This window comes from Streptomyces sp. HNM0645 (genome assembly GCF_030056615.1).
GTDB lineage: Bacteria > Actinomycetota > Actinomycetes > Streptomycetales > Streptomycetaceae > Streptomyces > Streptomyces marianii.
Window position 1 is genome coordinate 53625 of sequence record NZ_JASHLT010000046.1, and the last position, 14573, is coordinate 68197.

General features: G+C 73.0%; 9 protein-coding genes and 2 pseudogenes. 6 read left to right on the top strand and 5 right to left on the bottom strand.

Annotated elements, in window-relative coordinates:
• Positions 1-80: 80 nt before the first annotated feature.
• Positions 81-686, bottom strand: coding sequence for a TetR/AcrR family transcriptional regulator (locus tag QMZ92_RS27570; RefSeq protein ID WP_283300213.1), 606 nt, complete (start codon positions 684-686; stop codon positions 81-83).
• 112 nt (positions 687-798) lie between these two features.
• Between QMZ92_RS27570 and ddaH the strand changes: the two genes are divergently transcribed.
• Positions 799-1662, top strand: a complete 864-nt coding sequence (gene ddaH / locus QMZ92_RS27575; protein WP_349307769.1) for a dimethylargininase — start codon at positions 799-801, stop codon at positions 1660-1662.
• 81 nt (positions 1663-1743) lie between these two features.
• Here the strand turns inward: ddaH and QMZ92_RS27580 are convergent, their stop codons facing one another.
• Positions 1744-2733, bottom strand: coding sequence for a small ribosomal subunit Rsm22 family protein (locus QMZ92_RS27580; RefSeq protein WP_283300215.1), 990 nt, complete (start codon positions 2731-2733; stop codon positions 1744-1746).
• 308 nt (positions 2734-3041) lie between these two features.
• Between QMZ92_RS27580 and QMZ92_RS27585 the strand changes: the two genes are divergently transcribed.
• On the top strand, positions 3042-4379 hold the full coding sequence (locus QMZ92_RS27585; RefSeq protein WP_283300216.1) for a hypothetical protein: 1338 nt from the start codon (positions 3042-3044) through the stop codon (positions 4377-4379).
• A 208-nt stretch (positions 4380-4587) separates the two neighbouring features.
• On the opposite strand, the gene QMZ92_RS27590 is transcribed toward QMZ92_RS27585, so the two are convergent.
• Positions 4588-6060, bottom strand: coding sequence for a multidrug effflux MFS transporter (locus QMZ92_RS27590; protein ID WP_283300222.1), 1473 nt, complete (start codon positions 6058-6060; stop codon positions 4588-4590).
• Positions 6061-6714: 654 nt separating this feature from the next.
• Positions 6715-8346: pseudogene (locus tag QMZ92_RS27600) on the bottom strand (alkaline phosphatase D family protein).
• Positions 8347-8480: 134 nt separating this feature from the next.
• Here QMZ92_RS27600 and QMZ92_RS27605 point away from each other — a divergent pair.
• From QMZ92_RS27605 to QMZ92_RS27620, 4 genes are all read left to right on the top strand, one after another.
• On the top strand, positions 8481-9236 hold the full coding sequence (locus QMZ92_RS27605) for an SDR family oxidoreductase (protein WP_283300217.1): 756 nt from the start codon (positions 8481-8483) through the stop codon (positions 9234-9236).
• Between the two features lie 709 nt (positions 9237-9945).
• Positions 9946-10410 (top strand): hypothetical protein, encoded by a 465-nt coding sequence (locus QMZ92_RS27610; RefSeq protein ID WP_283300218.1) that lies wholly within the window; start codon positions 9946-9948, stop codon positions 10408-10410.
• A 370-nt stretch (positions 10411-10780) separates the two neighbouring features.
• A complete protein-coding gene (locus QMZ92_RS27615) occupies positions 10781-12640 on the top strand; it encodes a glycoside hydrolase family 15 protein (RefSeq protein WP_502962153.1) in 1860 nt (619 codons plus the stop codon).
• Positions 12641-13026: 386 nt separating this feature from the next.
• Positions 13027-14367: an endonuclease domain-containing protein gene (locus QMZ92_RS27620; RefSeq protein WP_283300219.1), complete on the top strand. Its 1341-nt coding sequence runs from the start codon at positions 13027-13029 to the stop codon at positions 14365-14367.
• Positions 14368-14376: 9 nt separating this feature from the next.
• Here QMZ92_RS27620 and QMZ92_RS27625 read toward each other — a convergent pair.
• Positions 14377-14573: pseudogene (locus QMZ92_RS27625) on the bottom strand (NF041680 family putative transposase); the annotation flags it as partial.

Here is a 14573-nt window from a genome sequence, read left to right on the forward strand (position 1 = left end):
CGCGTCGGCACTGCCGCCATCGTCCCACCATCGGGCGCGCCGGGTGGCCGCACCCCCCCGATCGAGTGGCCAATCGCCGGTCAGGGGCGGGGGGCGAGGCCGTGGAGGGCGTACTCGACGACCCTGTCGGCGTACTCGTGCGTGAGGGGCAGGGTACGCAGCAGCCAGCGGTGGGCCAGCGGTCCCACGAGCAGCTCCAGGGCGATGCGGGGGTCGATGCCGGGACTCGCCTGCCCGGCGTCCTGGGCCCCGCGCAGCCTGTCCACGTACAGCCCCAGCTGCGGTTCGAGAACCTTCTCCACGAACTGGGCGGCGAGGGCAGGGTCCACGACGCTCTCGGCGGCGAGGGCGCGTGCGGGGGCGTCGTAGACGGGCGAGTTGAGTTCGTCGACGGTGGCGCGCAGAACGAGCTTCAGGTCCTGCTCCAGGTCCCCGGTGTCGGGGAGTTCGTGCTCGCCCTGGGCGGCCTGCTCGGCGACGTCGAGGAAGGCTTCCAGAAGGACGGCGGCCTTGGAGGGCCACCAGCGGTAGATGGTCTGCTTGCCGACGCCCGCGCGGGCGGCGATACCCTCGATCGTCGTCCGGGTGTAGCCGACTTCGCCGACGAGCGCGAGGGCGGCGTCGTAGATGGCGCGGCGGGAGCGCTCGCTGCGGCGTGAGGAGTCGGGCTTCCTGCTCTCTGGCATGGACCCAATCTAGCAATATCCGCGACGAGACGTATCGTCTTGTTCCATATCAGGCGTACGTCCGATGAACCACCCGATCGGATCACTGCGCGAAGGCGCCGGAGACCGCACCATGGCCTCACGCACAACCGTGCGCCCAGTCGTCCGTGAGGAGCCCGCATTGCCTCGTGACGCCAGATCCCGCCGCTACCTCATGTGCCCACCCACGCACTTCGAGGTGACGTACTCCATCAACCCCTGGATGGACCCCGGGAAGCCCGTCGACCTGTCGCTGGCGATGACCCAGTGGGAGGTCCTGCGCGACCGCTACCGCGCCCTCGGCCACACCGTCGAACTGCTGGAACCCCGTGAGGACCTGCCGGACATGGTCTTCGCCGCCAACGGCGCCACCGTGGTCGAAGGCCGGGTGCTCGGCGCGCGCTTCGCCTTCCCCGAGCGGGCCGCGGAGGCGGACGCCCATGTCGAGTGGTTCCGCGCCCACGGCTTCACCGAGATCCACGAGCCGGCGCACATCAACGAGGGCGAGGGCGACTTCGCGGTGACCTCGACCTATGTGCTGGCGGGCCGGGGCTTCCGGTCGAGCCCGCTGTCGCACGACGAGGCGCAGGAGTTCTTCGGACGGCCGGTGATCGGGCTCGATCTGGTGGACCCGCGCTACTACCACCTGGACACCGCGCTGTCGGTCCTCGACGACGAGACGGACGAGATCATGTACTTTCCCGGCGCCTTCTCGCCGGGCAGCCGCGCGGTCCTCGCCCGACTCTTCCCCGACGCCCTCGTCGCGGGCGAGGCGGACGCGGCGGCCTTCGGTCTCAACGCGGTCAGCGACGGCCGCCACGTCCTGCTGCCGCAGGCGGCCCTGGGCCTCTTCGACCCGCTGCGGGCGCGGGGCTTCGAACCGATCGGGATGGACACGGGCGAGCTGCTGAAGGGCGGCGGCAGCGTGAAGTGCTGCACTCAGGAGCTACGCGTCTGAGTACCGAAGGCGGGGGCGGTCCGCCGCCCCCACCGACTCCCGCGTCTGCCGCCCACCGCCCGCGGGCCCGAACCGGCAGGCTCAGGCGTCCTCGGCGTCCGGCGGCGGCCAGGCTGCGCCCCAGGACGTGTCGCGCGCCGCACGGTAGAGGGAGCCGTGGCGTTTGGCGACCGTTTCGCGGTGGAGGGCGCCGTCGGCGGAGCACAGGTCCAGCAGGACCTGGCCCTTGCGGATCTGCGGCTTCCGCGTCACCCGGGAGGGCGCCGGGGTCGCCGGGTCCCGGGTCGCGGCGACGTAGGCGAACTTCTCGTCCTCGTAGGACAGCGAGCCGCCCTTCACCCGCCGGTGGAGCGACGACCGGCTCACCCGCACCGCGAAATGGCACCAGTCCGCCCCCGGCACGATGGGGCACTCCCCGCTGTGCGGGCACGGCGCCGCCACCCGCAGCCCCGCGTCCACCAGCAGGTCACGCGCCGCGATGATCCGCTCGTAGCCGTCCGGTGTGCCGGGTTCCACGACCAGGACGGTCCGCCCCGCCGCCGCGGCCTGGCGCACGACCGCCGCCCGGGTCCGCTCGTCGAGCTCCTTCAGCACGTACGAGACCGTGACCAGGTCCGTCGGCTCCAGCCCCATCGACTCCCCGATCCGCGCCCGCCGCCACCGCGCGCCCCGCAGCGCCGGCGAGTCCGCGGACGCCGCCAGCTCGCGGCCGAGCTCCAGCGCGGGCTCCGCCCAGTCCAGGACAGTGGTCCGGTGCTCCCCCTCCGGCCAGGCGTCGGCGACCGCCCAGCTCGCCGCGCCCGTGCCGCCGCCGATGTCGGTGTGGGTCGCGGGCGTCCACCCGGGCGCCGCCGCCCGGAACGCGTCGAGCGCGGACCGTACCGCCTCGAACGTCGCGGGCATCCGGTACGCGGCGTAGGCGGCCACGTCAGCGCGGTCGCGCAGCACCGGCGCGTCGGTCGGAGTGTCCCCCCGGTAGCTGGCGATCAGGCGCTCCACCGCCTGGGCGGCGCGGCCCTGCGGCAGTCCGTCGAGGAGACCGGCGAGGGCGTCGGGGAGGGTCGTGTTCACCGGCGAATTCTAGTACCGCGGCCGGAAGGGCTGCCCCGTGAGGCCCCCGGCGTCCGGCGCGGCGCCCCGCGCCGGACGAGCGCCCTCGCACCCGGGAGCACTCGGGCGACTCCGGCAACGCCCGCGAGGCGCCGTGCGGGGCGTTGCGAGCCGGTGGACCGTTCCGGCCGCGGCACCGGGCACGACGCCGCTCCCCCGGGCCCGCGCGGGAACCGTGCCGGAACGAACGCACGGCCGAACTACTGTGTGTACACGCCCAGTTGCTAATCTGACGGCCGTTGTACCTGGCAACGCTCATCGGGGGGACCATGAGACAGAGGATCGTGCGCACGGCCCTGGTGGCCGGCGTCGCCGTACTGGCCATGATCCTTCTGCTCGCCACCTGTGGCGGCGGAGGCGGAAAGGACGAGCACCGCGACGACGGGCCTAAGAGGCCGCGGAAGCGCGTTTCCGGCCCGGTCACCGAGCTCACCGTCCCCGCCGCGTACGACACCGCCAGGGGCTGGGAGGTCCCCGACGCCTCGCCCGACCACGCACTCGCCACCCGCTACGGGCTCCTCGCCTACCTGGAACGGGTGCAGGACACCCGTTTCCGGCTGCGCACGCTGTACACCGGCACGGGGCGCCCCGGCTGGTCCGGCGAGCCCTTCTCCCCGCTCGCCGGCGCGGCGAACTTCCCTCGGCTGCTGTCCGTGGCCAAGGAGGACCGGCAGTTCTTCGTCGTCTGGTCGTACGGGAAGACGGGCCGCGGCTCCCTCACCCCCTCGGGCCCCTTCGTCTCCCTCGACGTCTACGACGCGGTGGACGGCTCGCGGCGGCGGGTGGAGGTGCCCTGGACCGGTGCGCCCACGGTCTCCGGAACCGGGCCCGGCATCCTCATCGGCGACGGCGGCCCGCGCAGCGCGGTCGTCGACCCCGACAGCGGCGAGGTGTCCGTGGTCGCACCCGAGGACCTGCGCCCGCCGAAGGGCTGCACCACCTGCCGGCAGCTCACCGCGGTCCAGGGGGTGACGGCGAAGGGCCTGCTGGTGCGCGGGGCCCGGGAGTTCTGGGTACGGGACGGCTGGTTCAGCCGGAACGTCGCGCCGCGCGGCGCGGACCGGGCGAACGGGGTACCGGTGTCCCTGGCCTCCGGGCGGCTGCTCGTGCGCTGGCAGAAGGCGAAGGGCACCAAGGCGGCCACCACCCGCGACCTCTGGGCGGTGCACGACGCCGCGTCGGGCAAGCCGCTGGTCACGGCCGAGTGCCACAAGCCGGCGATCGAGCCGGGGACGTACCCGCAGGCCGTGATCTCCCCCCGGCTGCGCTACGTCGCCGCCGGGAACCTCGCCTTCGACCTGGAGGAGCGCACCGGCCGCTGCTTCGAGGAGCCGGACGGCACGCGTCCGCTGACGCTGACGACGGTCACGGACGCGGGAGTCGCCTATGGGGCGACCGACGCCCGCGGCCCCGCCGAGGCGCTGGCGGGCGTCGGGGCGCCGCACGTCGTGGACCTCGCGAGCGGCGTGCCCGAGCCGCTCTCCCCCAGCGTGCGGCTGCCCGCGGCGGAGGCGTCGGGCGTCGGCGTCTTCCGCTGGACGGACAACCGGGACCGGCTGCACCTGATCGGCTACGTCCGCGCGGACCGCCCCGCCACGGCCCCCTGACCCCCGGAGGGGCGCGGAGGTGCGGGCGGCGCGGCTGCCCCTGCCCCTGGCTCCCTCTGCCTGCGGGCCCGAGCCGACGGGCCCGAGCCGACGGGCCCGTGTCTGCGTCCCTGCGTGCGCACCCGTGTCCTCGAGCCGGCCCCCGCCAATCCGCTCCCGCGCATCCCGCAGGCCCGTTCCCAACGAGCCCGTTCTCGCGAGCCCGTCGCTACGCGGACCGACCGGCCCCGTCCGCCGCGCCTCCCCCGTCAGCCCCGCCTTCCCCGTACGCCTTGCCTTCTTCCTCCGCCTCGTCGGCCTCGTGGGCCGCCGACCGTACCGCCGCGTCCTGGGGCCCTTGCGCCCGCCACGGCCGGCACAGACCCAGGAAGCAGCCCACCGCACCCAGCGCACACACCAGTTGGACCACGGCCATCGGCACCGCCGTCGCCTCGCCCGCGATCCCGACGAGCGGGGAGGCGATCGCCCCGACGAGGAAGGAGGACGTGCCGAGCAGCGCCGAGGCCGATCCGGCCGCGTGCGGCGCGCGCATCAGGGCCTGGGCGTTGGTGTTCGGCAGGGTGACGCCCATCGCCGACATCAGGACGAAGAGCCCGGCGGCCACGGGAAGGAGTCCGGTCTCGCCGAAGACGCCGGCGGTGACCAGCAGCAGCGCGAGGGCCGACAGCGCGATCACGGCGAGCCCGAAGCCCAGGGCCTTGTCCAGGCTGACCCGGCCCACCAGCAGCTTGCCGTTGATCTGGCCCACCGCGACCAGGCCGATCGAGTTGACGGCGAAGAGCAGCCCAAACGTCTGGGGCGAGGCGCCGTAAAGGCTCTGGACCACGAACGGAGAGGCCGAGATGTAGGCGAACAGCGCGGCGAAGGCGAGACCGCCCGCCAGCGTGTAGCCGGTGAAGACCCGGTCGGCGACCAGCGCGCGCATGGTGCGCAGCGCATGGCCCACGCCGCCGCCGTGGCGGCGTTCCGGGGGCAGCGTCTCGTGCAGCCACTTCGCCACGACGAGGGTGAGCAGCACTCCGACCCCGGTGAGGACGTGGAAGACGCCCCGCCAGTCGGTGACGCGGAGGACCTGGGCGCCGACGAGTGGTGCCACGATCGGGGCGGCCCCGGAGACCAGCATCAGCGTCGAGAAGAAGCGGGCCATCTCCACGCCGTCGTAGAGGTCGCGCACGACGGCCCTGGCGATGACGATCCCGGCTGCCCCCGCCAGTCCCTGGAGCAGCCGGAAGGCGATCAGCGTCTCGGCGCCGGTCGCGAGGGCACAGGCCGCGGTGGCCGCCACGTACACCGCCATGCCCGCGAGCAGCGGACGGCGGCGGCCCCATCTGTCGCTCATCGGGCCGACGACGAGTTGGCCGAGGGCCATCCCGGCGAGGCAGGCGGTGAGGGTGAGCTGGACGGTGGCGGCGGGCGCGCGGAGATCGCCGGTGACCTGCGGGAGCGCCGGGAGGTACATGTCCATGGAGAGCGGCGGAAGCGCGGTGAGCCCCCCGAGGACCAGGGTGACGAGCAGACCGGCCCGGCGCGCGGCCGCGACGGCGGCGGGCACCGCGGCCCGGGACGGGGTGGGGGCCGCCGCCGGAGCGGGAACCTGCGCCGGAGAGGAGGCCGGTACCGGCAACGGGCCGGACGCGGCGGGGGATATGTGCTCTGGGGTGGTCGGCCCGCTCTCCGGCATCAACAGCTCCTGTTCTGGTCGTCGCCCCATATGCTCTCAGCTCCTCCGGGCTGGTCGATGCCTGTGCGCGCACGGCCGGGAACGGCCACGGAGGACCGGCGGACCGAGGACCGGTCGGGCGCCGGGGCCGAGGGGTGGGCACGGGTGAAGCAGCGCGGTGGGGTGTGCGACCGCCGGGGTCGCGACGGCGTTCACGGGATGGCTTGCGCCGGGCGGCGCGGGCCTGCGCCGGGCGGTTCGGCGTCCCGGCCGCCTACGGCAGCCGGGCGTGGTGTACGTCGCGACACCCCGCTCGGCGCACCGGGCGGCCGCGGGGGCTGTGCCTGGAGGCGGGCAGGGCCGCCCCGCGCGAGAAGCCGTCCCCGCGGACCGTGCCCGAGGCCGAGTAGCCGGTCACGGCGGCACGGCGGCACGGCCGGTTTCCGATGGCGGCCTGGACGTACTGCGACCCGGTCGTCCGGCGGCCGGCGGAACCGGTGCGCGGCGGCGCGCCGGTGACGGCCGCACGGCTCTGGCCGCACGGCTATGGCCGGCCCGGGAGTCGGGTGCCACTCCCGGGAAAGACGGTCCCTCCGGCGGGCCGGAGCACGGGCCCGCGCCCCCTCAGGCGCGCGGGCCCGGCCCTCCCGGGGTGGCCGCGGGCCGCCACCCCGGTCACACGGGCTCGAGGCCGGGGTCGCCGGCTTGGGTGACGAAGGACGCGGCCGTGGTCACCGGCGCGCCCGGGGTCGTCACCGCGGAGACCGTGCGGAAGTCCGCACGGGCGTGCTCGGTGGTCAGTGTGACCGTCACATAGCCGCGGCGGCCGTTGTAGAACCTCATGTGCGGGTTGGCCCGGGTGAGGTTGTCCCAGTTGGCGGGCTTCTCGGCGCCGTCCCTGCCGCTGCTGACGGACGTGGCGACGAACTCCGTGCCGACCGTTCGCGAGGACGGGTCGTCGAAGTCCTTCTTCAGGTCGAACGCGTAGCCGACGTGGACATCGCCGGTGAGGACGACGAGGTTGTCGATGCCGGCGGCCTCGGCGCCGTCGAGGACCCGCTGCCGGGAGGCCGGGTAGCCGTCCCAGGAGTCCATCGAGAGCTTGAAGTCGGGCGTGGGGAGGTTGCGCCGCCGGGCGAACGTGACCTGCTGCGGCACCACGTTCCAGACGGCTTCCGAGGACCGCCAGCCGTCGAGCAGCCAGCGCTCCTGCGTCTCGCCCGTCATCGTGCGCGCCGGATCCTCGGACTCGGGCCCCGGGGTCCGCCAGCCGTCGCCGTACGCCTGGTCGGAGCGGTACTGACGGGTGTCGAGCACGTCGAACTGGGCGAGGCGGCCGAACCGCAGCCGGCGGTAGAGCCGCATGTCCGGGCCGGCCGGCCGCTGCGGTCCGCGCAGCGGTTGGTTCTCCCAGTAGGCGCGGTACGCGGCGGCGCGGCGCAGCAGGAACTCCTCCGTCGGGACGTCGTTCTCGGGCGTCTCCCCCGCGTAGTTGTTCTCGGTCTCGTGGTCGTCCCAGGTGACGACGAAGGGATGGGCGGCGTGCGCGGCGGCGAGGTCCGGGTCGCTGCGGTAGAGCGCGTAGCGCAGCCGGTAGTCCTCCAGGGTGACGGTCTCGCGGTCGAAACGGGCGGGCAGGAGCCGGTCGGTGTGGTTGCGGGCGCCGCCGACGGCGTTGACGGCGTACTCGTAGAGGTAGTCGCCGAGGTGGAAGACCGCGTCCAGGTCCTCGTCGGCGAGGTGCCGGTACGCGGTGAAGTACCCGTCGTGGTACGCCTGGCAGGAGACGGCCGCCAGCCTCAGCTCGGAGATCCGGGCACCGGCACGGGGTGCGGTGCGGGTGCGTCCGACGGGGCTGATCCAGCGGCCCGCGCGGAAGCGGTAGTGGTAGACGCGATCGGGGTCGAGTCCGGTGACGTCCACGTGGACGGTGTGGTCGAACTCGGGGTGGGCCGTGGCCCGTCCGCGTCTGGCGACGCGGGTGAAGCGGGCGTCGTGGGCGATCTTTCAGCCGACCCGGATCCGGGCGGAGGGCAGTCCGCCGCCGGGCTCGTACGGGCGGGGCGCGAGCCGCGTCCACAGCAGTACGGAACCGGGCAGCGGGTCTCCGGACGCCACGCCGAGCGTGAACGGGTCCTCGGCGAGCTTTCCGGCGTCCAGTTCGGCGGCGGCCGCGGTGCCGGCCGCGGGCAGGTTCACGGCGAAGGCGAGCGCTGCTGCCGCTCCGGTGACGGTCAGAAAGCGGCGGCGGCCCATGCGCCGGGCAACGGCACGGAGTTCGTCCGTGTGACGGTGTACGGATGCCATCTGGCCCTCCCCTTGCGGACGTTGTCACTCCGCATTTGAGCCGGGCCCGGCATCCGCGGATTGTCCGGTACACAACATCCGCGTGTCGGACGGATGAGAACCGTGGAGGCCCCTCTGCCGTACGCTGCGGCGCCATGAACGCAGAACGGAGAAGTGCGGTGGTCACGGGCGCCGGCTCGGGCATCGGGCGCAGCGTCGCCCTGGCGTTCGCGGGCGCGGGCTGGTCGCTGGCGCTGGCGGGGCGGCGGGCGGACGCGCTGGAGGAGACGGCCTCAATGACCGGCGGGGCGGACGTGCTCTGCGTCCCGACGGACATCACGTCCCCGGAGGCCGTCACGGCGCTCTTCACGGCGGCGCGGGAGCGGTTCGGGCGAGTGGACCTGCTGTTCAACAACGCGGGCACGTTCGGCCCCGGCGGGGTGCACCTCGAGGACCTCCCCCACGAGGCGTGGCGCCATGTCGTGGACGTCAATCTGACGGGGTCGTTCCTGTGCGCCCAGGCCGCGTTCCGGGTGATGAAGGACCAGGACCCGCAGGGCGGCCGCATCATCAACAACGGCTCCATCTCCGCACACGCGCCGCGTCCGCACTCGGTGGCGTACACGGCGACGAAGCACGCCGTCACCGGGCTCACCAAGTCCCTGTCCCTGGACGGCCGTCCCTACCGCATCGCCTGCGGCCAGATCGACATCGGCAACGCGGCCACGGAGATGACGGCCCGTATGGAGACCGGCGTCCTCCAGGCCGACGGCCGCACCGCCCCCGAACCGGTCATGGACGTGGACGACGTGGCCAGGTTGGTGCTCCACATGGCGGAGCTGCCCCTGGAGGCGAACGTCCAGTTCGCGACGGTGATGTCCACGACGATGCCGTACATCGGCCGCGGCTGACGGGGCTCCGGCCCCGTCCGGCCGCCGTCGGAGGCGGCGGAGGTCGCCCATGCCGAGACCGCGGCCGGAGTCGCCACCACCGAGCCGGAGGCGGAGACCGCGCGAGCCGCATCACCGCGTCCGCCCCGGGCAACTGACGGTGACGCCGTACGCGGGCGACCCGAGGGTACGGGTCAGCGGCGCGGGCACCCGCATCGGCTGAACGGCGCGGACACGCCCCGGTCGGATGAGCGCAGCGGACACCCGGTCGACTCAGCGCCGCGGACACCCTGGTCGAGCGAGCGTCGCGGGCGACCCGAGCCGGTCAGCGCCGCGGGCACCGGTCCCGTCCCGACCGCCGGGGCGACCGCGCCCGCCCCACCCGTACGCCTCGGAAGGTTCGGCGCCTGGCACCTTGTGCCACTCGTGGCGCGTCACCCTCACGCGCCCGCAACCCCCAGGACGGGAGTCCCGGCCGGAACCGCGCCTTCCGCCGGTACCTCGACCACCTCCGGAACGGCGGATTCCCCGCGCCCGCCCGGGGCGGCTGAAATTGTCCGAAGCATGCCGACGATCTCCGTCGGCATCCTTGCTTTCTCCGGGGGTTCCTGCCCCAATGACAACCGTCCCTGACTGCCCATCAGCCCTCTTGAGCCGGGGCCGGTGCCACGCAGGCAGCGGCGGTCGGCGACGCCATCCCGTGACCCCCACACACGAAGGCGGGACCCCGATGAAGCACCGCACACTCGGTACCGGCACGGCCTTGCTCACCGCGACGGCCGTCGGCGCCCTCACCCTTGCCCCGGCAGCGCTCGCGGTCGAACCCACGACGGCGAGCCTGTCGTTCGACTGCGGCTCGTTCGGATCCGGCGAGGCCTCACTCACGGCCACCCAGGACGGCACCGCGGCCACCATCACCCTGTCCACCTCCGCGATCAAGTCGCCCTTCCCCCTCTCCGCCAACTCCGTCAGCTCGACCCTCACGCTGACCAGGAACGGCTCCGGCACGACGACGTTCACCGGCAACGCCAACCCGGCGATCCCGGCCGGCGGCGCGGTCTCCACCGGGCCGCTGAACGGCACGGTCGCCACGGGAGACAGCCTCGAGGCGACGTCCCTCAAGGTCGTCGTCTTCGGCATCACGGCGACCTGCAACGCCACCTCGCCGCAGAACCCCGGCCCGTTCGTCTTCTGACCCCCCGCCCCGCCGACCACCTCGGAGCACGGTGTCACCGCCACTCCACCGACGGTGACACCGCCCGGGGGCGGCGTCCCCCGGACTCCACCCCCGGACCCTCCCGGCACACCCGGGCCCGCCCGGCACACCCGGACCCTCCCGGCACACCCGGGCCCGCCCGGCTCCCCGGCTCCCCGGCTCCCCGGCTCCCCGGCTCCCCGGCTCCCCGGCACTCAAAGGCCCTTCCGACGCCTGCCTCCACGACCCGCNACTCAAAGGCCCTTCCGACGCCTGCCTCCACGACCCGCCTCCATAAGTCGACAAGTCGACCTACCATGAATTGCGGGGTACGGGCGCATTTGCCGCGAGGCAGAGGGAGGACCGACCTGTGACCGCTGAGTCTCTGTCGTACGAGGCGGCCCGCGAAGCGGGCGCTCCCGGGGGCCCCGGCACCCCCCGGTACCTGCCGATCTCCGAACACGGACTGATCGGTGACCTGCGCAGTGCCGCCCTCGTCGGCACCAACGGCACGATCGACTGGTACTGCTGCGGCCGCTTCGACGCACCCAGTGTCTTCGCGTCGATCCTCGACGCCGAGAAGGGCGGCCGCTTCGAGCTGGCACCGGACGTACCGGCCCGGACGAAGCAGTTCTACTTCCCCGACACCAACGTGCTCATCACGCGGTTCTTCGCGGAGGACGGAGTCGGCGAGATCCAGGACTTCATGCCGATCGCCGACGACTCGCGCGAGGCCGACCGGCACCGGCTGATCCGCCGGGTGGTCTGCGTCCGCGGCTCCCTGCCGTTCCGGGCCGTGGTCGCGCCGCGCTTCGACTACGGCTGCCATACCCACACCGTCCGCATGGAGGGCGACTATCCGGTCTTCGAGTCGCCCGCGCTGGATCTCTCGCTCACCTCCAGCGTGCCGGTCGAGACCGACGGCCGGGACGTGTGGTCGCTCTTCAAACTGCACGAGGGGGAGACGGCCGTCTTCGCGCTCGACCGGCTCGGCAGCGACGTCGTGCCGCAGGCGTGCCCCACCGCCACGGCCGAGGAGGCGTTCGAGGCGACGGTGCGCTACTGGCGGCGCTGGCTCTCCACGTCGCGCTACCGCGGGCGCTGGCGCGAAATGGTGCACCGCTCCGCCCTGACGCTCAAACTGCTCACCTACGCGCCCACCGGCGCCATCGTGGCCGCGCCCACGACGAGCCTGCCCGAGCAGATCGGCGGCGAGCGCAACTGGGACTACCGCTACGTCTGGGTACGCGACGCGGCCTTCTGCGTGTACGCCCTGCTCCGGCTGGGCTTCACCGACGAGGCGCGGGCGTTCATGCGGTTCCTGGCCGAGCACGTCTGCGTCTCGTGCGGCGAGGGAGGCCCCCTGCAGATCATGTACGGGATCGACGGCCGCCGTGAGCTGCCGGAGCGCGAACTGCGCCATCTCGAGGGGTATCTGGCCTCCTCCCCCGTCCGCGTCGGCAACGACGCGGTGGACCAGCTCCAGCTCGACATCTACGGCGCGCTCATCGACTCGATCTACCTCTACGACAAATGGGGCGAGCCGATCTCCAGCGAGCAGTGGGACAACGTCTGCGGCATCGTCGAGTGGGTCTGCGAGAACTGGGACCAGCCCGACGAGGGCGTCTGGGAGACGCGCGGCGGACGCAAGTGCTTCCTGTACTCCCGGCTGATGTGCTGGGTCGCGATCGAGCGTGCCATGCGCATCGCCCGCCGCCGGGGACTGCCCGCGGACATGGTGCGCTGGGGTGGCGCCCGCGACGCGATCTACCGGCGGATCATGCGGCGCGGCTGGTCGGCCGAACGCAACGCCTTCGTGCAGCACGAGGACGACAGCGTCCTCGACGCGGCCCTGCTGATGATGCCGCTGGCGAAGTTCATCTCCCCGACCGACCCGAAGTGGCTCACGACCCTGGACGCGCTCGGCGAGGAACTCGTCTCGGACTCCCTGGTCTACCGCTACGACCCGCAGGCCAGCCCGGACGGGCTGCGCGGCGAGGAGGGCACGTTCTCGATCTGCTCCTTCTGGTACGTCGAGGCCCTGGTCCGCGCCGGCCGGCCGGACGAGGCCCGGCTGGCGTTCGAGAAGATGCTCACGTACGCCAACCACCTCGGCCTGTACGCGGAGGAGATCGGCCGCACGGGCGAGCAGAACGGCAACTTCCCGCAGGCGTTCACCCATCTCGCACTGATCAGCGCGGCGTTCAACCTGGACCGGGCGCTGGGCTGAGCGCGTGGGCCCCGGTTTCGAGGAGAGCGCGGCCAACTCCCCGACGGAGCCAAAGCTCTTCCCGTCGCGCACGCCGTGCAGACCGACCGTCACTGGACCGGCCGCCGACAGACCGCCCACCCGCCTTCTCCCGTCAGGCCTCCGGCAGTTCCTCGCCGAGGATGCCGGCCTTGGCGATGAGGTGGGCGAGCAGGGCGCGAGCCGGGCCCGGGGACCGCTGATGCGCGAGGGCGGCTTGCCCGGTTCTTGACGTTCTGGTGGTGAGGCTACGCGCGCGGGAGGTGCTGACGAACCAGATGACCAGGAATACGGAGTTACGGGCGGCGGCCCGGCTGACCGAGGCGCTTGGGATCCGTTGCCACCTTGCAGGCCGCTAGCCTGTCGGTATGTCAGAGCGTGTCATGCCCGGTCGCACGGACGGCCTGATCACCCCGGTTACCGCGGACGCTCTGTGGGTCGATTTGACGGCCGACAGTGCCGTGCCGACGGCTTCTGGGGCATTCACCTGCTCTCCTGCCCGTGCCCGGGTGGGTTACGTCCTACTCGGCGGCTATGTGGTGGCGACGGTGACGGCGAGCGGCGGTCAGTGGAGTGTTCCGGAGGTTGAGGTGCGCCGGGCGGCTGCGGAACTGAACGCGGTGGGGATGGATCGGCAGGACCTGGTCCGCGTCGGTCCGTTTCGTGGGGCGCCGAGGCAGGAGTGCAACGAGGAAACGCCGCTGCGTTGGCGCCAGCGCATCACGGGGAAACTGCATGAGCTGGGCGGCCCCGAGCGGGCAGCACGACGTGAAGTCGGCCGGCCGTACCATCTGGCGGGGATCGACTGGCGACAGATACTCGTGGAGCAGACACGCGACGGGACGCAGCGCACGTGGTGGCTGCCACGCGCCGTGGTCAGGCTGCTGGACGCGGCCGAGCACGCCGAAACGCAGTGGGTGCAGGCCGCGCGGACCCGCCGGGCAAGCGCAGCCGTTACCGCGCCACCCTCCCTCCGGCAGGCCCGAGACGCCGGCGGTCGGCAGTCGACGAGCCCCGGGGGCCCCACCGCCTCACTGCGCCCGTACAACAAAGAGCTGGAAGGCCAGCTGTACTCGGTGCTCAGCAGGAAGCCCGGTACCTCCCGCAGGGTGGCTGAGTGGGCGTGCGCCGTATGCCGCACCGCGCCGGCCACCGTACTCGACCACTGCCACGAACACGGCTACGTCCGCGCCCCCGTCTGCCAGTCCTGCAACACACAGGAACGCCCCGACCACCTGTACAGCAACGACATCCGCGTGGCGAACCGCTACACACGCCTCTTCCGCACCGACGCCGACGACTGGCTCCGCCACTGGCACCGCTGCCCCGGCTGCCGCGCACGCACCACCCTGCCCTTGCCGCACCTCGCCGCATGGACCGCCCACACAGCCTGCCGATCGCTGCGCCCGACCCACCACGCCCCCCGCGGGCGCAAGCCCTGCGGTCTCCTGCGCGTGTCCTGGACGGGCAGCCAGAACGCGCCCCGTTCCTGCCTGCTCACCGTCGCCGTCGACTTCTGCCCCTCCGGCGAGCACCGTGTCCTGGCTCGAGTCCCCTACCGCGAAGCCGCCGAACGGTTTCGTGCATGGTTGGCTGAGACGGCCCCCGCCGTGGCCGCCGCGGCCGGTCCTGACCGCCTGGACGGCCTCCCTGCCCAGTTCCGGCCAGTCATCGCGGACACCAGCGGCAAGGACCTGGAACTGTTCTGAGCTTGGCGTTTAACCGCGTTGTGTTTGGTGTTCCTTGATCGATTCGGCGCGTTTGATGGTTTTGCCGACGTCGTGGCGCTTGGCACGTTGCTTGTTCTTCGAGCCGGGAGGCCGTCCAGGCCCGGGCCGGGTTGGTTTCGGTGCGGTCGCTGGGCGGGCTGCTGTTGCGCGGATGTTGCGAAACCCGCGACGGACCCGGGCGGGGG